Here is a 24282-nt window from a genome sequence, read left to right as displayed (position 1 = left end):
AACTTCTACTCCTGTTCAGGGTTTCTTAAATAATAACCAACGCCACGTCTTGTAACTAACCAAGCCGGATGGCTAGGACTATCTTCAATTTTTTCTCTTAATCTTCTGACTGTTACGTCGACCGTTCGAACATCTCCGAAATAGTCATAACCCCAGACGGTCTGCAACAAATGTTCTCTGGTCATTACTTGTCCTAAATGTCTCGCTAAATAATGCAGCAGTTCAAATTCCCGGTGAGTCAATTCAATTGTTTCGCCTCTTTTTGAGACAATATAAGCATCCGGGTGAACGGTTAATGCCCCAACTTCAATGTCGTTTGTTTCTTCTTCTTCTACAACTGCTGCTTTTGCATTTCCATGTCGTCTCAAGTTAGCTTTTACACGTGCAACCAATTCTCGATTCGAAAACGGTTTGGTTACATAATCGTCTGCACCCAATTCTAACCCTAGTACTTTATCAATTTCTGAATCTTTAGCCGTTACCATGATAATTGGCATATCGTGCGTTTTACGTATCTCGCGACACACTTCCAACCCATCGATTTTAGGCAGCATCAAATCCAATATAATTAAATCCGGTTCAACTTCTTCAACTTTTTCGAGGGCTTCTTCACCATCATAAGCCGTATATACATCGTAACCTTCTTTTGTTAAATTAAATTTCACTATATCTGAGATTGGTTTTTCATCGTCTACTACTAATACTTTTTTCAATTTAAACCCTCCTTAGAGTTTTAAGCTCTCACATAAAGGCACATTACTTCCATTGTATCCTTTCATTATACCCAACCTAAGAACGAAGTGCAAAAAAATTAGAGAAATGGCTTTCACTCTCTAATTTAGGACAGCTGGATTATTTTGCTCCAGTAGTGTGTTCAATTGTTCTTTTGGGACAAATAGGCCTGAAAAAATCTGATCTTTCAGGCTGCTGAGCTCTTCTATCATTTATCTGGACTTTTCAAAACCACTAACGCAAGCGTTTCTCCTGCAACAGCATGTTCCTCTTGATTTAATTCATAATGATAAAGAGAGCTGCATCCATTGATAACGACCACTGAAGTAGTCGTCTTGCAGCCTTGACTGATGAGGTAATCAAAGTCTACGGTAACTAAGGGCTCTCCTTGTTTAACCATCATACCTTCTTTTAATGAACTTACAAAGCCTTCTCCATTTAAAGTAACGGTCTCTAATCCAACATGAACCAAAACTTCTATCCCTTTATCCGTCACGATACCATAAGCGTGTAAGGCACCAGCAACTTGAAATAATCTGCCGCTGACTGGAGCAAGCACGATGTTCGATGTCGGTTCCATGGCGAAACCGTCTCCCATCATTTTCTCAGAAAAGACCGGATCAGCTACGCTCTCGATTGAGATGATTTTTCCATCTGTTACCGCAAATAATTCTGTTCTTAGCACTTGGTTTGGGTTTGCTTGTTCATTTTGATTTGAAAATGCGTCCAATTTTAGCTCTCCTCCTAACTTCCCTACCTTGTTTCATTGTATTCTCCATTGTTGTACCGTATGTTTTATTTACCTTTTATTGTAACTGATAATGGCGCGTTTGACTACACGTTCAAAAAAACGTTCTTTCCTTTGACAAATAAAGCTAAAAGCAAGGAGAATACGATTTCATATTATTTGGAAATTCCTTGCTTTAATGGTATTCTATAGACACTAAACGGTGTTTTTACTTTAGAAGGGAGCGTGAAAATGACATGTCAGGTGGAATCATTGCAGTTGTCATTGTTGGTTTAGCTTTGATCGCGTTAATTGTATTTGGAATAATTTTCGGAAAAAAAGTTTCCAGTCTAATGAAAGCTGCAGAAAAAACCGCAACGAATGCCCAAGATAAGATTGATTTTTTCACGAGAGAAGCAGATGCAATAAAGAACAAAATAGATCAGTTAACACAAGAGGTTAATGGAATGACTACAGAAGTTAATGATAAAATGAAAAATATTGATTATTTTTCTCAATCGATCACCGATTTTCAAAATGCTCTTGACGAATTGAAACAATCAGGTACAGATGCAGTTTCTCAATTTTTTGGCTCTTCTAGCAAAAAAAACAGCAGTCTTCCAACTTTCTCATTGCTTAAAAAAACAGCAGTAAGGCTGTTTAAAAAGAAAAGTTCGAAAGAAACAAACGTTGATTTTAATTAAAAAATACATTTTTGAAGGAGAATTTAAACATGTCTAAAAACAATTTCATGGGAACTTTATTTGTAGGTACAGCTGCTGCTATTACGGCTTTGCTCTTTGCTCCAAAATCAGGACGAGAGCTACGTGCAGATCTAAAAAAAGAAGCACTTTCGCTACAAGAACAGGCGATGGATAAAGTTAACCAATTCACTGATGAAATAAAAGAAACGTATCACGAAGTTGAAGAAGAAATCAATTATACAAATCCTGATTTAGCAGAAACGATGGAAAATATTGAAGATGATTTGTACACAACGAATGTCAAGACACATGGTTCTGACGTTGTTCTTCATTCAAGCAACCTTAAAGAAGAAGACACAACTACTGCGCCAGACCAAGAATATCCGCCGATTGAAGATTTAGAAACACCAATGCCGACAGATTTCAAAATCGATGACAAACGTGGACAAATCTAAACAAACATTCTCATTAAACAATTAAAAAAATAGGATTCCAACAGTTCGTTACGCTGTTGGAATCCTATTTTTACTTTTCTTCCGCTGCTTCTTCTGGCTTTACGCCTTCTTTTGCCCAAACGGAAATCGATCCGGCTTGGACTAAAAAATGCCCATTTCCGTTTTCATCAATAACTACTTTTTCTTCATGATTTCCAGTATAATCCGCGAAGGTTTCCCCGGCATGTTGTTTGCCCATCTGCATCTCTTTATAACCTGCTTCTCCATTTGACAGCACCACTGCGCAGCCATAAGGATGTTGTTCATTCCCTAAACGCGTCCAGCCAATACAATTAGGGTGATCAAAGTAATCGACTTGCTCGCCATAAGCATGATGAGTCCGAATATATAACAGCTTATCAATCATCTCTTGTTGTGGAGCTATAGGGTTCTCTCCTTGTATCCCATAATAATCCCCATAAAATAAACAAGGATACCCTTCTGCACGCAATAAAATGACACCATATGCCAGAGGTTTAAACCAAGATTCAACAAAAGACTCCAACGATTGACCTGGCTGTGAATCATGGTTATCGACAAATGTCACCGAATACGAAGAATTTTTTTTCATCAATGTAGCATCAAATAGCTGGCATAAATCGTATTCATTTCCTGATTTTGATGCTTGTTCTAGGTTAGTATGCAACCCCACATCAACTAATGCCAAATTGAAGTCTTGGTCTTCCAAATAACCTTCTACACTTTCATAAGCTGAATCCCAGTATTCACCGACCACAAAAAATTGTTCGCCAAATTCATTTCGAATCGTTTTAACTAGATCGTATATAAAGTTCTCGTTAATGTGCTTCACAGCATCCAACCGGAACCCATCGACACCTGTTTCTTCTATGAACCACTTGGCCCATTTTTTAGTTTCCTCAATGACTCCTGGATGTGCATAATCGATATCTGCATACATTAAATAATCATAATTACCATATTCGTTGTTTACTTTGTCGTCATTGGCCCAACCTTTATTTTCGCCTTCAATACGATAGATTGCTTTTTTCCCATTCTCTTGATTGTAATCAATTCCTGAAAAATGGACCCATGACCACTGAAAATCAGAATAAGTGCCTTTTCTGCCTGGGAAAGTAAATTTTGTCCATCCTTCAATTTCATAAGGTTCGCTTATCGTTTGATTACGATCATCCGGATTCACTTCGCTGGCCATAAAACGTTCTGTTTCATCTGCCCCGGCTTTATGGTTCAATACGATATCCGCATAAACTTGAATGTCATATTTATGTAGCTCATCAACCGCAGCTTTTAATTCTTTTTTCGTTCCATATTTGGTTCGAATAGCGTCTTTTTGATCAAATTCGCCTAAATCATACAAGTCATAAATACCATAGCCTACATCATTGATGCCCGTTGCTTTAAAACAAGGCGGGATCCAAACACCTGTCACACCCATTTTACTTAGGTGTTCTGCATCTGCTTTTAACCGTTCCCAATGTTTTCCGTCTGCTTCCAAATGCCATTCAAAATATTGCATCATAATCCCATTCTCTTTCATGTTGCACTCCCTTTCCAAATTGTTTTATTTTCGAAATGTTCTTTAAGTAAATAGTACTGGCTATTGCTCTTTTTAGCAATTTTTAAGCCATTCTTGCTTGGTGAAACCAAACTTATTCTCAAAATCGGTAAAAGTTTAAAAAGCACGTTTTTCTCTTTATTCCTACCACTTCTAATATGGGTTGCTTTTCGTTTGGTTTTTCTTATAGTGAAATTTTCGAAATCGAAATTTTTCTGATCAACTAGTAATCTCCTTCATCATGCAAACTCATTTTTGAGAAAAATGATAAGGGAAATACCTTCTAATGACGCACCGATAGCCGTTTCTTATATTATTATGAGCTGGGCAGGTTCACCCTAACAAGTCGCTAATATTTTATTACCCGTTTGTTAGGCAGAGAGCTGATTGCTCACAATGGGTTACGGTTTTCCTATTAAATTGTGACCTACCCACTAATCTAGGACCCAAGAGGGTATCCCCAAAAAATAGTTTTGATATAAAAAGCGGTTATTTAATTTAAGTCATATCATTCGACTCTTTAATAAGCGAATAGTATAGTAAGGTTAATAAACGAAGGAGGGAAATAACAATGAAAACATTAGACAGTGTTGCTTTAGGCCTATTGATCGTTGGTGGATTAAACTGGCTGTTAGTTGGACTTTTCGAATTTGATCTTGTAGCTATGATTTTTGGTGGACAAACTGCAATTCTTTCAAAAATCATTTACGTAATTGTTGGCTTGTGTGCATTATATGCTTTAAAGTTCTTCCCCTTAATTTCGAATTCGGATCGCAGAAATAGATAAGTCTAGTTAAAAACAGGAGTTGGGATATAATCCCAACTCCTGTTTTTAACTGTTTCATTCTTTTTCCTAGATTTCAAAAAGCAATAATAAACTTCGTTTTTAAAAAAACTTATCCTAAGGCTACATCAAGAATCATCATGATCGTAAACCCAATCATCAACCACATAGATGCTAAGTCCTTATTGCCATTTTCTTGCGAGCCTGGAATAACTTCTTCAGCTACGACAAAAATCATCGCGCCTGCAGCGAAACTTAAAGCAAATGGAAGAAGAGGCTGCATTAAGGTTACAGCTGCTACACCTATCAGAGCTGCAATAGGTTCAACAACTCCCGAGAGTTGTCCATAATAAAAACTTTTCCAGCGGGATAAGCCGTCTCGTCTAAGCGGCATCGAAACTGCTGTGCCTTCCGGGAAATTTTGAATGCCCATCCCAATAGCTAAAGCAGTTGCTCCAGCTATCGAAGCTTCAGGGTTTCCAGTTGCGACAGATCCAAACGCCACCCCTACTGCAAGCCCTTCTGGGATATTGTGCATCGTGATCGCTAAAACTAATAATGTGCTTCTGTGCCTCTTATATGGCTGAATTCCTTCAGCTTCGGCACGCGGCGTGTTGGGATGTAAATGCGGAATGACTTTATCTACTCCCCATAAAAAGAGGCCTCCTGACATAAAACCAACTGCCGCTGGAAACCAAGATGGAAAGGGTCCGCTTTCTGCCATAGATAAGGCTGGTGCTAAAAGAGACCAAAAACTTGCGGCGATCATAACTCCGCCAGCAAAACCAAGCATCCCGTCCATTAATTTTTGATTCACTTTTTTTGTCGTAAACACAAGGGCTGCTCCAAGAGCTGTCATTCCCCAAGTAAAGAAAGTCGCAAGTAACGTTTGCATTACGGGACTCAGTGAGCTTATGTATTGAATCAACTATTTCCCTCCTATTCTTTTTTTTCATATAAAATAGTTTTCTAACTGACTGATCACTTTCTTCAAATAAAAGTGTTTTTTTGCTGTTATAACCAGATAAAGGAGGAAAGCAAGAACAACGCTCTTTGCTTATCCCCTTATTATTCTATCTTTTTTAGGCAACACTGCCAAATATTATTTAAATCAATGGTTTTTTCTCTGGAGAATTTTTTTGCATTTCTTTAGCATCATCCACGACAATCAAAATTCTGCCTTTTTCCAGCTCGTTTTTATAATCTAAATCGCTAGCGACGTCATCGGACACACCATATTCAGCTAACGGGTTTCCTACAGAATTTCCCTTTTCATAGTCTTTCACTGTGAACACATCTTTGATTTTTTCCCAAACAGATTCTTCATCTTCGTGATCTTCTTTTGTGGCATCAGCAGTCGACACTTTTGCTTCATTTAAATCTTTCAAATTAGGATTTTTATTTTGACCGGTAACAACAGTAATTTCATTTGCTGTATAACCTTCTGATTTTAACTGGTTAACGGCCTCAAGTGTTTCTTGGGCATTATCGTAGATACCTTTTACCATCATGCTCATTATGAACCCCTCCTATTTTCTCCACTTCATTGTGGTTGTTCTTCCACTACAAATAAAAGGGTACCGTTTTAACTAAAGCAAAACAATAAATATGCTTATTTCTAATTCGAGCTAACACAATGACCGCAGTACTTTTTCATGTTGTTTCTCTCTGTAAAAGAAAACAAAAAAAAGACGCAACAAAACGTTTTCAAAATGCTTTCGCACCAACGTTTGTCCGTCTCGTGGGTTTGGCACCCAATGGGCTGTGGGGGGATCGAACCCTCGACCCGCTGATTAAGAGTCAGCTGCTCTACCTACTGAGCTAACAACCCTTATATCGATCATGTCCATCTATAAGAATAATTTTAACACAACAATTGCTACTTGCGCAAGGTATCCTTTAATTATTTTTCGTTGTTCCGCTTAAAAAATTATGGTCCAGGCCATTTATAGAGTGATCTTTGAATTAAAAAACGTAGAATAGAGCAAAGAACATCTACTAATGAATTGTATTATATAAAAAATAGGAGCTGAGACATATGCCTCAACCCCTTAGTTTATAGTAAAGCTTATTTATTTTGCACGAACATCTTCAATTGCATCAAGTTTTTTGACGTCTTCAGGAGTAATCTTGAAATCAAGTTTGCTGTTTTCAATAATGCGCTCTTCATGCGTTGACTTTGGAAGAGGCAGCGTTTCGTGTTCTAAGCAGTAACGGATACATAATTGAGCTGGCGTTACACCATACTTTTCTGACATCTCTTTAATTTCAGGACTGTTCAAAATTTGCCCAGTTGCCAGAGGAGAATAGGCTTCAACGACGATATCGTGTTCTTTACAGTAAGCTAACAAACTTTTTTGATCGTGGCCAATGTAAAATGGTATTTGATTGACCATTGGTACGATCTCACAAGCATCGATGATAGCTTGGATATCGGATTTAGAAAAATTAGATACACCGATCGCGCGGATCTTGCCGTCATTATAAAGCTTTTCCATCGCTTTCCAAGTTTGAATATTTTCTTCGGTGCAATCTTTGCCTTTTTCGTCCCATGGCCATGGTGCATGAATAAGATAAAGATCCAAATAATCCACACCTAGATTGGTAATGGTTTCATTAAATGCTTCTAGTGTTTCTTGGTAACCTTTGATTTGTGCTGGAAGTTTACTCGTGATAAAAACTTTTTCACGGGCAATATCGAAATCTTTAATTGCTTTTCCAACGTTTTCTTCATTGCGATAAGCTAATGCCGTATCAATATGAGTATACCCGTTTTTAAGAGCCATCGTTACAGCATCATAAGCCTCTTCGTTTGGAATTTGCCATGTACCAAAACCGATATTAGGAATTTCCACACCATTGTGAAATACGAATGTGTTTTCTTTCATCATTTAGAGCTTCCTCCTTATAGTTAACCTGAATACTTTTTAATTGTATGCTAAATTCCAAAGAGAGTAAAATTTTTAGATTGCTTAGCTTTTTTAGCTGGTCCTGTAGAGAACACAAAAAAACTAACCGAATCCTCACCGCTATTTTACGAGAAAGGTTCGATTAGTTCTGATTCAGCATCGTTAACGTTAGCGGCTAGAGTTGTGACCAAATGTCTTCCAGTACATTGGTTTGGTCACGATCTGGTCCTACTGAGAACGTTGATATACGCACACCAACTAATTCTGCAATGCGGTAAACATAGTTACGGGCATTTTCAGGAAGGTCTTCCAATGTGCGGCAAGCAGTGATGTCTTCGCCCCAGCCTGGTATTTCTTCATAAATAGGAGTGCATTCAGCCAGTTCTTTCAAACTTGCTGGATAATGAAGGATTTGTTCGCCATTGCGTTCATACGCTGTACAGATTTTGACTGTTTCCAATCCGCTTAATACATCAATTGAATTTAAAGCTAGATTTGTGATACCGGAAACGCGTTTTGAATGACGCATGACCACTGTATCGAACCAGCCAATACGACGTGGACGTCCCGTTGTCGTTCCATATTCTTTCCCGATTTCACGAATTTGCTGCCCAACTTCATCATGCAATTCAGTTGGAAAAGGACCATCTCCTACACGAGAAGTGTAAGCTTTACAAACACCAACAACTTTGTCGATTTTTGACGGGCCAACACCACTACCGATCGTTACTCCTCCTGCAACTGGATTAGAAGACGTTACAAAAGGATACGTGCCTTGATCGATATCCAGCATCACACCCTGTGCACCTTCAAATAAAACTCGTTTATTTGCATCTAAAGCGTCATTTAAAACAACTGAAGTATCGCAAACGTATTGTTTGATTTCTTGACCATATTGATAATATTCTTCAAAAACATCCTCAAACTCAATCGGAGCAGTACCGAATAGTTTAGTGAACGTACGGTTCTTTTCTTCTAAATTGCTACGCAAACGCTCTGCAAAAATTTCTTTGTCTAGTAGATCTGCTACTCGTATACCGACGCGAGCAGCTTTATCCATATACGCTGGGCCAATTCCTTTGATCGTTGTTCCAATCTTTTGGTCGCCTTTTGCATCTTCTTGTAATTGATCTAATAAAATATGATACGGCAGCACGACATGTGCACGATCTGAAATACGTAAATTATTCGTTGCTACTCCGTGTTCATGTAAATAACCGATTTCTTCTACGAGCGATTTAGGATTGATCACAACACCGTTTCCAATCACACTGATTTTATTTTCAGCGAATATTCCTGAAGGGATCAAGTGCAATTTATATGTTACGCCATTAAATTTAATGGTATGTCCCGCATTATCTCCGCCTTGGTAACGCGCGATAACTTCGGCCTTCTCACTTAAAAAATCAGTGATTTTTCCTTTTCCTTCATCGCCCCACTGTGTGCCGACTACTACTACTGAAGACATATAAACACCTCGCTACTTATTTTTTTGCTCATCATTTACCAGCTCAGTTTATCAGTATTTAAACCAGTATTCAATAAAAAGCGAATATTTTATTCTATCAAAGCCTATTAAAAGCTGATAAACGAATATTTTATTTTTAAAACAAAAATAAAAGGCTGAAAAACGAACGATATCGTTTTCAGCCTTTTTCTATCTTTGTGGCATATCTTCTGGAAAATAAGCCAATGACGAAAATTTATTGTATTCTTTTATAAACAATAATTTAACGGTTCCTCGTGCCCCGCTCCGGTTTTTTTCAATGATGACTTCGATAACATTGTCTTCTCCTGCCATGTCTTCGTCCTCATCCTCACCATCTTCACGATCGTAATAATCATCTCGGTAAAGGAATGCTACGATATCAGCATCTTGTTCAATCGAACCAGACTCACGAATATCGCTTAGCACCGGCCGTTTATCTTGCCTTTGTTCCACGCCACGAGAAAGTTGAGACAAGGCCATTACGGGTACACTCAATTCTTTAGCTAATTTTTTTAATTGCCGTGAAATTTCAGAAACTTCTTGTTGACGGCTTTCACGACCCGTTCCTTCGATCAATTGCAAATAATCAATAAGAATCAAGCCTAAATCGCCTTTTTCCTGTTTCAAACGACGGCATTTGGCGCGTATTTCAGCCACCCGAATCCCTGGAGTATCGTCAATGTAGATGCTTGCTTTAGACAAACTTCCCATTGCCACGATCAAGTTTTGCCATTCTTCTTCAGAAAGATTCCCTGTTCTCAGATTGCTTGCATCAATGCTGCCTTCTGCACACAGCATCCGGTTTACCAACGATTCTGCTCCCATCTCCAAACTGAAGATTGCAACTGTTTCATCTGTTTTAGTTCCAACATTTTGAGCAATGTTCAACGCAAAAGCTGTCTTACCAACTGCCGGTCTAGCTGCCAAAATAATGAGTTCATCTTTTTGTAAACCAGCCGTCATTTTGTCTAGTGCTTTATAGCCCGTCGGCAATCCTGTAATTTCTTCATCATTTTGATACAATTCATCGATGCGGGCGATGGAAGTGTTCAGTACTTCAGAGATGGATAAAAAACCGCTTCTATTGCGTTTTTCCGATACCTCTAAGATTCCACGTTCAGCTTCATCTAGAATCGTTGCCAGCTCGTCTCCTTCGTCATATCCTTTAGTAACGATTTCAGTTGCTGTTCGAATCAAATTACGCAAGATCGATTTTTGTTCAACGATTTTAGCATAATGTTCCATATTGGCAGCTGTTGGGACCGTTACAGCCAATTCAGCCAAATAAGCCATGCCGCCGACGTCTTCAAGTTGATTTTTAGATTCCAGCGCATTAGTGATCGTTACGATATCAATTGCTTCGTTATGGTTATTTAAATCTAACATCGCTTGAAAGATAAGTTGATGGCCTCTTCGATAAAAATCTTTTGCTTCAATAAATTCTAATGCTCCAACAACCGTATCTGGATCTAAGAAAACTGACCCGAGTACAGCTTGTTCCGCTTCAATACTTTGTGGCGGTAAGCGATCTTGAAAAGCTTCATTTGCCAAATTTCCTCTTCCTTTCAGCAGCCTTTTGTCCCTTTTGTATAGACTGGCTACTTTAGTTCAATGCTCTTATTTTACCGCAAAATTTCTTGAAATACAATCTAGCAATAAGAACGAGTGTTCCGGTATAGTTTGCATTTTTACGATTCATTAGATAAAAAATGTTCGATCAGAATTTCTTATCCTGACCGAACATTGTTTGTTCATGCGTTTAGTTTTAGGTATTTTATTCAGGCGATACATTTACAGTCATCGTTGCTGTTACTTCTGGGTGAATTTTAATATCGATTTTCATCGACGTTACGGTCCGAATCGGAACGTTTAATTCGATTTTTCGTTTATCCAATTTAATGCCTAATTGTTTTTGGACAGCTGACGCAATTTGTTTGGTTGTGATTGAACCAAATAAACGACCGTCTTCCGCTGCTTTAGCTTTGATTTCAATAGCATTTTCTTCTTTTTCTAAAAGGGTTTTTAATTCTTCAGCTTCTTGTTTGATTTCTTCTTGTTGTTTTTCTTCAGCTTTGATTTTCCCTTTTAATTCGCTTAAACTTCCTGCAGTTGCTTCTTTAGCTAAACCATTTTTGATCAAGAAGTTATGTGCATATCCATCAGCTACATTTTTGACCTCGCCTTTTTTACCTTTGCCTTTAACATCTTCTAAGAAAATAACTTTCATTTTTATTCCCCCTCATCTTGATTAACTACTACTGCTTTTAATTTTTCTTTTGCTTCTGCCACAGTGCAATTATCTATTTGCGTTGCAGCATTGGATAAGTGCCCACCGCCGCCAAGTTCTTCCATGATAACTTGAACATTGATTTCGCCTAAACTACGAGCACTGATTCCGACACGCCCATCTGAGCGTTTGGTAATCACAAAAGCCGCGTCGACATTTGTCATAGACAACATCGTATCTGCTGTTTGTGCTGCTACTACTGTATCATAAACCCTGTCTTCTTCGCCAATTGCAACCGCCATTTTATCGCTGATAAAATCGATTGATTCAATCAAATGACTGCGCAGTAAGTAAGTGTCCGTATCTTCTTTCAATAGACGTTGAATCAACACCGCATCTGCCCCACAGGACCTTAAATAACTTGCAGCATCAAATGTACGTGAACCTGTTCGTAATGAGAAACTTTTCGTATCTACTATGATTCCGCCCAGCATAGCTGTAGCTTCAATCTTATTGATTGGATCGGCTTCATTAGATTGATATTCAAACAACTCCGTTACCAACTCTGCTGTCGAAGATGCATAAGGTTCAATATAAACCAAAACTGGTTTTTCTGGAAACTCTTCGCTGCGGCGGTGGTGATCGATTACCACAATGTTATTCGTCTTCTTGACTAAATCAGGTGCAATCGATAGTGAAGGCCGATGATGATCGACCATGATCAATAACGTATTGGAAGTGATCATTTCTTCAGCCGTTTCTGGAGTAATAATATAACGACTAATAGAATTATCTTTTTCAATTTCTTCAACCAACTGTGCAATGTCTTTACTGAAACCTTCAGGATCGATAATGATCCATGCTTCTTTGTTATTCATTTCAGCAATTCTTCGAACTCCCAACGAAGACCCAATAACATCCATATCTGGATAACTATGACCCATAATAAAAATTTGATCCGATTGTTTCATTAACTCTTGAAGCGCTTGGCTGATCATACGAGAGCGAACACGCGTTCTCTTTTCCATTGGATTCGTTTTCCCGCCATAATATCTTGGTTCGCCATTCTTTGACTTCACAACGACTTGATCTCCGCCTCTTCCTAATGCCAAATCTAAGTTGCTTTGTGCTAATTTAGCTAATTCACTTAAATCTTCATCGCCATAAGCTAATCCCATACTAAGCGTTACTGGAAAATTTTGCTTAGAAGTTCTTTCGCGAATACGGTCGATGATAGAAAATTTATCTTCTTCAATCGACAGGAGCGACATTTGATGCATCATAACAATGAAGCGATCCTCTGAAATTCTTTTTAAGTACACATGGTGTTTTTTTGCCCATTGAGATAAATGCGTCGTAACAAAATTATTTAAATTTGAAATGCTGCGGTCGTTCATCCCTTGGATGATCTCATCGTGATTATCTACAAAGATATTTCCAATCACAATTTTTTCATCTTCGTATTTTTCTTTGATTTGTGCATACTCTGTAATATCCATTAAATAGACCACTCGGATATCTTGTTGAACAATTATCTGAAAAACTTTATCGTCCCAATGGGCTGTCTTCAATCCAGAAGAATGACTTTCTTGAATTAAATCCGCTAATTCCTGGTCTACTTCATTAATTTTTTTGCCTAGAACTTCTTGATAACCCAAATGCGTTTGAAGATAAGGATTCATCCATTGCAATTCGTAATCTTCATTAAACAATAAAATGCCAATCGGCATTTTAATCAAGGCTTCCTGCTCTCCTCGTTTAATACGATAGGATAAATCAGCAATGTACTTATTGGTTTCCACCGTGATTTCTTTAGCTGTATTATACAATAAAACAACAACCACAATAAAAATTACAATCAGAGCAATTCCAATAGCAATATGCGTCATAAAGCCTAAGACAATTGTCAGCAGTTGTAAGAGACAAATGCCAACTGCAATGAACTTAAATTTGTCATCATTTAAAAACTTTGGGAGTTTTTCTTGAGACAGTTTTTTCATAATAAGCTCCTTTTCCCATATGTTTCTTTTAAGATTCATGTTCTATTTTACCATGTTTTTCTTTTAGATACTAGACAGTTAAAGATGTTTCACATGAAACAATATTAGCTCTCCAGTTTGTTACACGTGAAACATTCCTTGTATTTTTTATGCTTTTTTTAAAGGAATTTATCATTTTGACGTGGGTAAGTTAAATGAACGTATTTCATATTCCACAGTCTTAAAATTTCTAGAAGAATCGTGTTTGCTTGATCCTCTTCATAGCTTTCTATAAGCAAACACGATTTAACAAAGGTGCTTTTAAAGCTGGATTCCATAGTATGAGAGATACATGAGCGAAATAAAAAAAGAACCATGATATGTATCACGATTCTTTTCTAAGTTTCTATTATTCAGCTGTAACGAATGGTAATAATCCCATGATACGTGCACGTTTAATTGCAATTGTTAATTTACGTTGGTTTTTAGCTGAAGTGCCAGTGACACGACGAGGTAAAATTTTACCTCTTTCAGAAATAAAACGTTTCAAAAGATCTAAGTCTTTAAAGTCGATGTATTCGATATGGTTTGCTGCGATATAATCAACTTTACGGCGCTTACGTCCGCCTCTACGTTGGATAGCCATTTTTATTCCTCCTTACTCCTAAGTTTCTAATGGTGCATTAGAACGGTAAATCATCGTCCGAAATATCTATCGGTTGGCTGCTCTTTTCAAAAGGATCAGAGTTTCCAAAATCTGGATATTTCGAATCTGTCGGAGCTGATTTTTGTGAATAATTATTTTGTGTTTGGTTAGATGAATTTTGTTGAGGAGCAGCTCCTGAATGATTCGTATCAGATCCACGACGTTGTTCTGTTGTCGTTTTTGATTCTAACATTGAGAAAGTGTCTACAACAACTTCAGTAACGTACACTCGTTGTCCTTGTTGGTTATCATAAGAACGCGTTTGAATACGTCCTTCCACACCAACTAATGACCCTTTACGAGTAAAGTTAGCCAATGTTTCAGCTGTCTTTCTCCAAGCAACACAGTTAATAAAATCCGCATCCCGTTCACCTTTTTGGTTTGTAAACTGTCTGTTTACAGCCACGGTGAATGAAGCCACAGCTGTACCGTTCGAAGTGTATCTTAAATCCGCGTCTTTAGTTAATCTTCCAACTAAAACAACATTATTAATCACATTATTAGCTCCTTCCAAAAAAGTGTTTCACATGAAACAATCTTAACTTTAAGCTTCTAATCTAATAATCATATGACGTAAAATATTGTCATTGATCTTAGAAAGACGATCGAATTCATTGATTGCCGCTGCATCTGTAGCAGTTAGTTTTACGATATGATAAATTCCTTCTTGGAACTTCTTAATTTCGTAAGCTAAACGGCGTTTCGACCAGTCTTTAGATTCAGTAATTTCAGCGCCATTATCTGTTAAAATTGTATCAAAGCGTTCGATTAAAGCAGCTTTTTCAGTTTCTTCAATGTTTGGACGGATAATGTATAAAATTTCATATTTTGCTGTTTGACTCATCTTGACTGTCACCTCCTTATGGACTTTGGCTCATTCTTTTGAACGAGCAAGGAGAGTATTCTGTAGTAGATTACTCACGTCTAATAAATATATCATAATGCATAAGATAATTCAATGTTTTTTTAGTTATAAAATTAAATAACAACTAGTTTTTATGTTGATGTTTAAGTAGTGCACATAAAAAACACTCCCTTATTCCTAAAATCAGAAATAAGGGAGCTGCTTTTTTTTATTCTTGGTCTTCTTCCTCTTCAGTACTATCTTCACTATCAGTATCTTCAGCACTGTCCTCTGATTCATTTAAAATCTTCGCTGGTACTTCTGTAGTGACTTCTGAAGAAGCGGCTGGAGTAGTTTCTTCAGCTTCTTCTGGTTCGACAATAGCCATTGTTGAAACGATGACATCGTCCGCTACACGAATCAAACGAACGCCAAGAGTAGCACGTCCTGTTTGAGAGACGCTAGCTACATTGAATCGTATGATGACACCTGAATTGGTGATCAACATAACGTCTTCATCGCCTTTTACAGTCGTTAAACCAGCTAATTTACCGTTCTTTTCAGTAATGTTGGCTGTCTTAACTCCTTTTCCGCCACGGCCTTTAATGGCGTATTCACTCGCACTCGTTCGTTTGCCGTAGCCTTTTTCCGTAATGATCAGAACTTCTGAATCTGGAGTCAAGAGATCCATGCCGACGACATAGTCATCTTCACGTAAACGAATCCCGCGTACTCCGCTCGCACTCCGTCCCATATTTCGAACAACGTTCTCATCAAAGCTGACAGCATAACCTAAGTGAGTTCCGATGATGACATTTTGTTTGCCATCCGTAACCGAAACCTTCATCAGTTCATCATCTTCACGTAAGACAATCGCTCTGATTCCGTTGCTGCGTATGTTAGCAAAAGCAGACACTGCAGTCCGTTTGACCGTACCTTGACGTGTTGTAAAGAATAAATAATGATCGTCATCTGCTTTGCCTCGGACATTAATAACGGCTTGGATAGTTTCACCAGAATCGATACCCAATAGATTGATTACCGGTATTCCCTTAGCCGTTCGGCCATATTCAGGAATTTCATATCCTTTAGAACGATATACTTTTCCGCTATTGGTAAAGAACAGCAGTGTATCATGAGTCGAACAAGAAACTAATGTCTCAATGAAATCGTCATTATGGATTCCCATTCCTTGCACGCCACGACCGCCGCGTCTTTGAGATTTGAAATCTGAACTTGGAAGACGTTTGATATACCCATTATGTGTCAATGTGATCACAACTTCTTCTTCTTCGATCAAATCTTCGTCTTCAAGACTCAATACTTCGCCTACTAGTAATTCTGTACGACGAGCATCGCCAAAGCGTTCTTGGATTTCAAGCAATTCAGTTTCAATAATTGTATGGACACGTTCTGGTCTAGCTAAAATATCGGCCATATCATTAATGAAAGCTGACAATTCATTATACTCTGCTTCAATCTTATCGCGTTCTAGACCTGTTAAACGAACCATACGCATATCTAAAATAGCTTGCGCTTGTTTTTCTGATAAACCGTATGTTTCAATTAAAGTTGTTTTAGCAATATCTCCAGTTTTTGAACCGCGGATGATTCGAATGATTTCATCAATGTGATCTAAAGCTATTCTTAAACCTTCTAAAATATGTGCACGCGCTTCAGCTTTCCGTTTATCGTAAGCCGTTCTTCTACGAATGACCACTTCCTGATGTTTCAAATATTCTTCAAGAATGGCTTTTAAACTTAATACTTTTGGTATACCGTTCACGATTGCCAACATATTAAAACCAAATGATGTTTGCAATGATGTTAATTTATATAAATTATTCAAGACGACACTTGCGCTGACATCACGTCTAACATCAATAACTACCCGCATACCGTCACGGTCAGATTCATCTGCTAAGTCAGTGATTCCTTCGATGCGTTTGTCGCGTGCCAAATCAGCAATTCGTTCAACCAACCGGGCTTTATTGACCATATAAGGCAATTCGTGCACGATTATGCGTTCTTTTCCGTTTTTTAATACCTCGATCTCAACTTTAGCCCGAACCATAATAGAACCTTTACCAGTTTCATAAGCTTTTCTGATTCCAGATTTCCCCATAACCAGTCCACCAGTCGGAAAGTCAGGACCAGGCAGTGCTTCCATCAAATCTGCTGTGGTAGCATCAGGGTCGTTCATCAAAATATGCAAAGCTGAAATAACTTCTGTTAGATTATGCGGTGGAATATTGGTTGCCATACCTACAGCAATACCAGTAACGCCGTTTACAAGCAGGTTTGGAAAACGAGCTGGCAATACATCGGGTTCACGTTCTGATCCATCATAGTTATCATGGTAATCGACCGTATCTTTATTGATATCCCGCAGCATTTCTACTGCTATTTTTGTCATCCGAGCTTCTGTATACCGCATTGCCGCGGCCCCATCGCCATCCACTGATCCAAAGTTTCCATGGCCATCTACTAATGGGTAACGGTAACTCCAATTTTGTGCCATCCGAACCATTGATTCATAAATCGCACTATCTCCATGCGGGTGGTATTTCCCCATCACATCCCCGACAATACGTGCTGATTTTTTATACGCTTTATCCGGCGTTACCCCTAATTCGCTCATTCCATATAAAATACGGCGGTGAACCGGTTTTAAACCATCCCGTACATCTGGCAATGCGCGTGCTACAATAACACTCATAGCATAATCAAGGAATGACGTACGCATTTCATGGCTTAATTCAATTGTTTTTATATTTTCTTTAAACTCTTCAGCCATTCTTTATTGTCCTCCTATTTGGATTAAATATCTAAATTTTGTACATAACGTGCATTTTCTTCAATAAATTCACGTCTTGGTTCAACACGGTCACCCATTAACATATCCAAGCTTTTATCTGCCTCAATAGCGTCTTCCACAGTCACTTGCAGCATCCGTCTATTTTCAGGGTTCATCGTTGTTTCCCATAATTGTTCAGCGTCCATTTCCCCTAGTCCTTTATACCGTTGTATAACCGGTTTTGGCGAAACTGGCAGTTCTTTCAATAACTCATCTAATTCTTCCACTGAATCCAAATAAACCATTTTTTTCCCTTGTCGCACTTGATACAATGGCGGTTGTGCGATATACACATAACCTGCTTCAACGACTGGACGCATATAACGATAAAATAACGTCAATAGTAGAGTACGAATATGTGCTCCATCGACATCCGCATCGGTCATGATAACCAATTTATGGTAACGAGCTTTAGACAGATCAAAATCGCCGCCAAATCCTGTACCCATTGCGGTAAACAACGCTCGGATTTCTTCATTTGCTAAAATACGATCCAAAGTTGCTTTTTCGACATTTAAGATTTTTCCTCGAATCGGCAAAATCGCTTGGAATAAACGCGACCGGCCTTGTTTAGCAGAACCTCCAGCGGAATCTCCCTCAACAATAAACAGTTCACTGATTGATGGATCTTTGCTTGAACAGTCGGCTAATTTACCCGGCAAGTTGCTGATTTCCAACCCGCTCTTCTTACGAGTGACTTCACGTGCTCGCTTTGCAGCTAGACGTGCTCTTGAAGCTAGCGAACCTTTTTCAAATATTTTTCTAGCCACTTGCGGATTTTCCATTAAGAATTTATCAAAATGCGCTGAAAAAAGACGATCGGTAATTGTTCTTGCTTCAGAGTTGCCCAATTTTGTTTTGGTTTGCCCTTCGAACTGCGGATCAGGGTGTTTGATCGAAACAACTACTGTCAATCCTTCACGCACATCTTCACCAGTTAAGTTTTCTTCGTTTTCTTTCATCAGTTTATTGCGTCGCGCGTAATCATTAACCACACGTGTCAAAGCTGTTTTAAAGCCTGATTCATGCGTTCCACCTTCATAGGTATGGATATTGTTAGCAAACGTCAATAAATTCGTGTGGTAGCCATCTGTATACTGCATAGCCACTTCAACGGTAATTCCTTGTTGTTCGCCTTCTAAAAAGATCGGCTCTTCAAATAAAACATTTTTATTTGTATTTAAAAAGGCAACGTAGCTCTTAATTCCGCCCTCATAATAGTATTCCAGTTTTTGAGGTTTTTCTTCGCGTTTGTCTTCGATCGTTATCTTTAATCCACGATTTAAAAATGCTAATTCGCGGACACGAACAGCCAAACGGTCAAAATCAAAAACGACTGTTTCTTTGAAAATTTCTGGATCCGGCAAAAAGTTCACAGTTGTCCCGTGACGTTCGGTCTCTCCAATGATTTCCAAATCATTTAAAACGGCTCCTCTAGAGTAGCCTTGGAAATAAATTTTCCCATTTTTGTGCACACGAACTTCTAATCTAGTAGAAAGGGCATTAACAACGGAACCACCAACGCCATGTAAACCACCTGAAACTTTATATCCGCCACCGCCAAATTTACCACCAGCATGAAGAATGGTAAAAACTGTCTCGACAGCCGGGCGACCTGTTTTGGCTTGGATATCAACCGGGATTCCACGACCGTTATCTATGACAGTAATACTGTTGTCTGCTTCAACGACAACGTTTATCTCATCAGCAAATCCAGCTAAAGCTTCATCGATCGAGTTGTCAACGATTTCCCACACCAAGTGATGTAACCCTTCGCCGCTGGTTGAACCAATATACATACCAGGACGTTTACGGACAGCTTCCAGACCTTCTAAAACTTGAATTTGACTTGCATCATAATCTTGCGCAATATCAGCTTTATCTCTAATTTCTTCAGACAAACTTATTCACTCTCCATTTCTACATGACCATCTACAATTCGAAAGACTCGCGGAGTCTCCAACATACTTTGTTTTACACCGTCTAAACTAGTCGTCGTCAAAAAGGTTTGCACTTTGCTTTGAATCGCTTTTAACAAATGCGTTTGACGCTCGTCATCTAATTCAGATAACACATCATCTAACAATAAAAGCGGGTATTCCCCTGTCATTTCTTTCATCAAATCAATTTCTGCCAATTTCACACTCAAGGCTGTCGTTCTTTGTTGCCCTTGCGAACCAAATGTCTGTACATTCCGGCCATTAACGCTAAATTTCAAATCGTCACGATGCGGTCCAAAAAGAGTGACGCCTTGTTCTATTTCACGTTTTTGTCCTTTTTCAAAAGCTTGCAGAAAATCTAAATAAATTTTCTCTTTGTCTTGATGATCTGTTATGGACAAGCCGCAATGGTACTCAATTTCTAACACTTCTTTTTGTTTTGAAATCTCGTCATGAATAGGAGCAGCCCAGTTGCCTAGCTTTTCCACAAACAAAAAGCGTTCGGCTAAGATAGCTGCTCCATGTTCAGCAAGTTGCTCGGTCAATACTTCCAAAAAAGTCAGATCTTGTTTTTTTTGAAAAGCCAATTGTTTTAAATAATGATTGCGTTGTTTTAATATGCGTTGGTATTGAACCAAATGGTGCAAATAAATAGGGCTCATTTGGCCCATTTCCATATCTATAAATTTTCTTCTGACCAGCGGTGAACCTTTGACCAAAGACAAGTCTTCTGGTGCAAAGAGAATCACGTTTAAATTGCCTATATAAGCACTTAATTTTTTTTGCTCTAAATGATTAAATTTAGCTTTTTTCCCTTTATTAGAAATGGAAATTTCCAGCGGGAAGCTAGATCCTTTTTTTTGAATGCGGCCGCTTACGCGAGCAACATCCTGATCCCATCGAATCAACTCTTTATCATTGGCAGTACGATGACTTCTAGCCATCGCCAATACATAAACAGCCTCCATCAAACTTGTTTTTCCTTGGGCATTTTCACCAATAAAAACATTGATGCCCTCAGAAAAAGTTGCTTGGGCGCTTTCATAATTACGGTAATTTGAAAGCTGAATTTCTTTCAAAAACATTAGAGCTCATCCTCAGGAATCTGATTGTTTGATTCGACAGATTGAATGAAAAATGTTCCTTCTCCAGGAATTTCGATAACGGAACCGGGGTAAAGTTTTTTTCCTCTGCGATTTTCTGGTTCGTTGTCAAGTAAGATCGTATGTTCAGCTAAATACCATTTTGCCATACCGCCACTGCTGATAATGTCCGCATGCTTTAAAAATTGTCCTAAAGTAATAAATTCGCTATTGATTAAAATAGTCTTTTTCATAAAATCACCTGCTTTCAATAAAATAAGCGTGGAGAGTTGAAAAATCCACGCATTACGCACTTAGTTGTTAGTTCTATTATACTCCTTTTTGAGTTAGATTACAAATCGAATTAGAAATAAACTAGCTTCTATCCACTTTAATAGAATGATACAAAAAGACCCTAAAAACGTAAAAGTTGCTTAAAAGAGAAAAAAAGGCGGTTTTTGGGCAAGACAGCAAAAAAACTGCTTTTCTCATTTGGTGAGAAAAGCAGTTTTTTGTTGATTCTTTAAAAAGTTCGTACTGGAGTAATCAATTGAATGAAATCTTGGTTATTTTCACTTGGGACCAAGATAAATGGTCGTACAGGTGAAGTAAACTTGATTTTTATATCGGTTTGCCCGAATGTCCGCAAAGCATCTTTCATATAGTCGGGGTTAAAAGAGAGTTCGATCGGTTCCCCTTCAACAGATAGGTAATCTAAATCCTCTTGGACATTCCCTACATCTGGTGAATTTCCTGAGATTTTTACTATATCTGGATTAATGGTGATTTTGACCACGTTGTTCTTTCCTTCGTGTGACAACAAGGAAGCTCGTTCAATTGCGCCTAATAAAGAAACAGCATTAAATTCGATTTCTGTTGCTGAATTATCCGGAATCAATCGTTTTGTATCTGGATAATAGCCTTCCAGCAAACGAGAATAGAAAAACATGTTTTCAGTTTTAAATAAAACTTGATTTTCGGTCACCATCATTTCGATCGTGCTGGAGTTGTCATCCAAAGTACGAGCCAATTCTATTAAGCTTTTACCAGGAATAATAACATTGTATTTTTTACTGGTCTGTTCTTCAGATGTTTCTAATGGAATCACACGCTGACTTAAACGATGACTGTCTGTAGCGACTGCTAACAGCTTGCCATTTTCGATAACCATGTTGACACCCGTTAAAATTGGACGACTTTCATGAGTCGAGATGGCAATAACCGTTTGTCCAATGACCTGTTTAAATAAGCCAACCGGTAAAGTAAAGGACTCATTTGTGTCAATGACTGGCAAATGCGGATAGTTGTTGGCATCCAAACCATTAATGGTAAATGAAGCTGTTGCTGAAGTGATCAAGGTTTGGAAATGATCCAAAACTTCGATCTCCATATTTTCTTCTGGTAACTTTTTAACGATTTCACTAAAAAAACGAGCTTGCAATACAATGCTACCTGTTTTTTCAATCGTTAAGGCATTTGCTTCGTCTGTTGTAGGAATGAACGTTTCAATGGAAATATCTGAGTCGCTCCCTGTCAGTGTCAACCCTTCTTCATTCGCAACGATTTTTATTCCCGTTAAAATTGGGATAGTTGTTCTCGAAGAGATCGCCCGTTGTACGTCAGCTAAACTCTTTAAGAATGCACTTCTTTTGATGGTAAATTTCATTAAGTAAACCTCCAGAATAGTAGTTAATTAATTTAATAAGATCTTTAGTAATAGTAGTAGGGCCTGTGGATACTGTGGGAAAGCAAAGTGAGACTATGCATACCAAGGTTTTCCACATGTGGATAAGTTGTTGATAAATCTGGAATAACTTTGAGAGTTATACACAAGCTCTTTAAGTTATTTTTTTTATTTCCTTACGAGTAGTCTAACGGATAAGTCCATAAAATGTAAATTTATAAGTCAGTATAAGGCAAAATAATGAGCAGATTATTTCAATTTATTTTTAATTTCTTCTATATCTTGTTTTAACTGATGATCATTCGTTAAAGCATGATTGATCTTTTCATAAGCATGGATCACTGTCGTATGATCTTTACCGCCGAATTCAGCACCAATTTTCGGCAAAGAATTTGCTGTTAGTTCACGGGATAAAAACATCGCAATTTGTCGTGGCAAAACAATCGATTTGACGCGTTTTTTTCCTTTTAGATCGACTAATGATATTTGGTAATACTTACTGACAACGTTTTGAATATCCAGAATGGATAAAGTCGTCGGTTTATTAGAAGGCAACATACTTTTTAAAGCATCAGCAGCTAAACTTGTTGTGATATCACGGCTTTCAATCGCAGCATAAGCTTGAACTCGAACAAGAGCCCCTTCTAATTCGCGAATATTAGAATCAATTTGACCAGCAATGTAACTGAGTGTATCTCCTGGAATTTCCAATCTTTCTGCGTTAGCTTTTTTGCGTAAGATAGCGATCCGAGTTTCTAAGTCAGGCGGAGTAATATCGACCGATAATCCCCAAGCAAATCTTGAGATCAGCCGTTCTTGTAACTTAGGAATTTCATTTGGCAAACGATCGCTTGTTAGTACGATTTGTTTCCGATCGTCGTAAAGTGCGTTAAATGTGTGAAAGAACTCTTCTTGTGTTCCTTCTTTATCAGCAAAAAATTGAATATCATCTACTAATAGTAAATCTACGCTCCGGTATTCATTTCGGAATTTTTCCTGCATTTTATTTTGTATGGAATTGATAAAATCATTTGCAAAAGTTTCACTGCTGACATATTTTACTTTGGCATCTGGATTTAATAAAAGCATTTGATGACCGATAGCATGCATCAAATGTGTCTTTCCAAGTCCAACGCCTCCATAAAAAAATAGCGGATTATAAATTGTACCGGGTTCTTCAGCAACTACTAAAGCTGCTGCATGGGCCATTTGGTTGCCCTTGCCGATAACGAAGGTGTCAAATGTATATTTATCATTTAATAAAACATCTTTTCTAAAGGCATTTTTTTGAGTGAGCGATTGGCTTTTTTGTTTGCCATTAGCGTCGGCATTCTCATTTTCATTTTTTATAACAAATAATGGAGAAATTTCGCGGCTGGAATATTCATAAATATTTTCGACGATACGAGTGGCTAAATTATTTTCCCAATATTCTTTGTGTAAAGAAGAAGGAACTTCAATAATAATATTATTTTCAGTAATGCGAATTGGAACGGCGCTTTCGATCCAAGTATCGTAACTAACTTTGGAAAGGGAGTCTTTAAATTTTTCTTTTAAAAAGTTCCACAAAGTTTGTAAATCATCCAA

General features: G+C 38.0%; 22 protein-coding genes and 1 tRNA gene. 3 read left to right on the top strand and 20 right to left on the bottom strand.

Annotated elements, in window-relative coordinates:
- Positions 1–5: 5 nt before the first annotated feature.
- Together yycF and JHE06_RS00110 are read right to left on the bottom strand one after the other, a co-directional pair.
- Positions 6–713 (bottom strand): response regulator YycF, encoded by a 708-nt coding sequence (gene yycF / locus JHE06_RS00115; RefSeq protein ID WP_058919588.1) that lies wholly within the window; start codon positions 711–713, stop codon positions 6–8.
- A gap of 227 nt (positions 714–940) precedes the next feature.
- The gene (locus tag JHE06_RS00110; protein ID WP_058919587.1) at positions 941–1462 is read right to left on the bottom strand and encodes a PTS sugar transporter subunit IIA; all 522 of its coding nucleotides are present in this window, start codon (positions 1460–1462) and stop codon (positions 941–943) included.
- A 254-nt stretch (positions 1463–1716) separates the two neighbouring features.
- On the opposite strand from JHE06_RS00110, the gene JHE06_RS00105 reads away from it, so the two are divergent.
- A complete protein-coding gene (locus JHE06_RS00105; RefSeq protein WP_058919586.1) occupies positions 1717–2163 on the top strand; it encodes a DUF948 domain-containing protein in 447 nt (148 codons plus the stop codon).
- 29 nt (positions 2164–2192) lie between these two features.
- Positions 2193–2618 carry a YtxH domain-containing protein gene (locus JHE06_RS00100; RefSeq protein ID WP_058919585.1) on the top strand — a complete coding sequence of 142 codons (426 nt, stop codon included), beginning with the start codon at positions 2193–2195 and terminating at the stop codon, positions 2616–2618.
- Positions 2619–2688: 70 nt separating this feature from the next.
- Here the strand turns inward: JHE06_RS00100 and JHE06_RS00095 are convergent, their stop codons facing one another.
- Entirely contained in the window at positions 2689–4158 is a 1470-nt protein-coding gene (locus JHE06_RS00095) for an alpha-amylase (protein WP_236253521.1), read from the bottom strand.
- Between the two features lie 607 nt (positions 4159–4765).
- Here JHE06_RS00095 and JHE06_RS00090 point away from each other — a divergent pair.
- Positions 4766–4981: a DUF378 domain-containing protein gene (locus JHE06_RS00090; RefSeq protein WP_058919583.1), complete on the top strand. Its 216-nt coding sequence runs from the start codon at positions 4766–4768 to the stop codon at positions 4979–4981.
- Positions 4982–5090: 109 nt separating this feature from the next.
- Here JHE06_RS00090 and JHE06_RS00085 read toward each other — a convergent pair whose 3' ends face one another.
- The 17 genes from JHE06_RS00085 to dnaA form a co-directional block, all read right to left on the bottom strand.
- The gene (locus JHE06_RS00085) at positions 5091–5903 is read right to left on the bottom strand and encodes a ZIP family metal transporter (protein ID WP_231726799.1); all 813 of its coding nucleotides are present in this window, start codon (positions 5901–5903) and stop codon (positions 5091–5093) included.
- Positions 5904–6084: 181 nt separating this feature from the next.
- Positions 6085–6495, bottom strand: a complete 411-nt coding sequence (locus JHE06_RS00080) for a general stress protein (RefSeq protein WP_058919581.1) — start codon at positions 6493–6495, stop codon at positions 6085–6087.
- 241 nt (positions 6496–6736) lie between these two features.
- Positions 6737–6809: transfer RNA gene (locus JHE06_RS00075), tRNA-Lys, on the bottom strand.
- A gap of 241 nt (positions 6810–7050) precedes the next feature.
- Positions 7051–7869, bottom strand: a complete 819-nt coding sequence (locus JHE06_RS00070) for an aldo/keto reductase (protein WP_058919580.1) — start codon at positions 7867–7869, stop codon at positions 7051–7053.
- 193 nt (positions 7870–8062) lie between these two features.
- Entirely contained in the window at positions 8063–9355 is a 1293-nt protein-coding gene (locus JHE06_RS00065) for an adenylosuccinate synthase (RefSeq protein WP_058919579.1), read from the bottom strand.
- A 189-nt stretch (positions 9356–9544) separates the two neighbouring features.
- On the bottom strand, positions 9545–10927 hold the full coding sequence (dnaB, locus tag JHE06_RS00060) for a replicative DNA helicase (RefSeq protein WP_058919578.1): 1383 nt from the start codon (positions 10925–10927) through the stop codon (positions 9545–9547).
- A 223-nt stretch (positions 10928–11150) separates the two neighbouring features.
- On the bottom strand, positions 11151–11603 hold the full coding sequence (gene rplI / locus JHE06_RS00055; protein WP_058919577.1) for a 50S ribosomal protein L9: 453 nt from the start codon (positions 11601–11603) through the stop codon (positions 11151–11153).
- 2 nt (positions 11604–11605) lie between these two features.
- On the bottom strand, positions 11606–13603 hold the full coding sequence (locus JHE06_RS00050; RefSeq protein ID WP_058919576.1) for a DHH family phosphoesterase: 1998 nt from the start codon (positions 13601–13603) through the stop codon (positions 11606–11608).
- A 388-nt stretch (positions 13604–13991) separates the two neighbouring features.
- Positions 13992–14228, bottom strand: coding sequence for a 30S ribosomal protein S18 (gene rpsR, locus JHE06_RS00045; RefSeq protein ID WP_058919575.1), 237 nt, complete (start codon positions 14226–14228; stop codon positions 13992–13994).
- A 37-nt stretch (positions 14229–14265) separates the two neighbouring features.
- Positions 14266–14784 (bottom strand): single-stranded DNA-binding protein, encoded by a 519-nt coding sequence (ssb, locus tag JHE06_RS00040; protein WP_058919574.1) that lies wholly within the window; start codon positions 14782–14784, stop codon positions 14266–14268.
- Positions 14785–14832: 48 nt separating this feature from the next.
- A complete protein-coding gene (rpsF, locus tag JHE06_RS00035) occupies positions 14833–15132 on the bottom strand; it encodes a 30S ribosomal protein S6 (protein WP_058919573.1) in 300 nt (99 codons plus the stop codon).
- Positions 15133–15361: 229 nt separating this feature from the next.
- Positions 15362–17929 (bottom strand): DNA gyrase subunit A, encoded by a 2568-nt coding sequence (gene gyrA, locus JHE06_RS00030; protein ID WP_058919572.1) that lies wholly within the window; start codon positions 17927–17929, stop codon positions 15362–15364.
- A 23-nt stretch (positions 17930–17952) separates the two neighbouring features.
- Positions 17953–19890 carry a DNA topoisomerase (ATP-hydrolyzing) subunit B gene (gene gyrB / locus JHE06_RS00025; RefSeq protein ID WP_201088897.1) on the bottom strand — a complete coding sequence of 646 codons (1938 nt, stop codon included), beginning with the start codon at positions 19888–19890 and terminating at the stop codon, positions 17953–17955.
- 2 nt (positions 19891–19892) lie between these two features.
- A complete protein-coding gene (gene recF / locus JHE06_RS00020; protein ID WP_058919570.1) occupies positions 19893–21014 on the bottom strand; it encodes a DNA replication/repair protein RecF in 1122 nt (373 codons plus the stop codon).
- On the bottom strand, positions 21014–21265 hold the full coding sequence (gene yaaA / locus JHE06_RS00015) for a S4 domain-containing protein YaaA (protein ID WP_058920298.1): 252 nt from the start codon (positions 21263–21265) through the stop codon (positions 21014–21016). Before yaaA ends, recF begins: the two co-directional genes overlap by 1 nt.
- 269 nt (positions 21266–21534) lie before the next feature.
- The gene (dnaN, locus tag JHE06_RS00010; protein ID WP_058919569.1) at positions 21535–22677 is read right to left on the bottom strand and encodes a DNA polymerase III subunit beta; all 1143 of its coding nucleotides are present in this window, start codon (positions 22675–22677) and stop codon (positions 21535–21537) included.
- A gap of 267 nt (positions 22678–22944) precedes the next feature.
- Entirely contained in the window at positions 22945–24282 is a 1338-nt protein-coding gene (dnaA, locus tag JHE06_RS00005) for a chromosomal replication initiator protein DnaA (protein WP_201088896.1), read from the bottom strand.

Source organism: Carnobacterium sp. CS13 (assembly GCF_016653495.1).
In the GTDB taxonomy this organism is placed as follows: domain Bacteria; phylum Bacillota; class Bacilli; order Lactobacillales; family Carnobacteriaceae; genus Carnobacterium_A; species Carnobacterium_A antarcticum.
The sequence above is the reverse complement of the archived record's forward strand: the minus strand, read 5'-3'. Positions and strand labels throughout refer to the sequence as shown.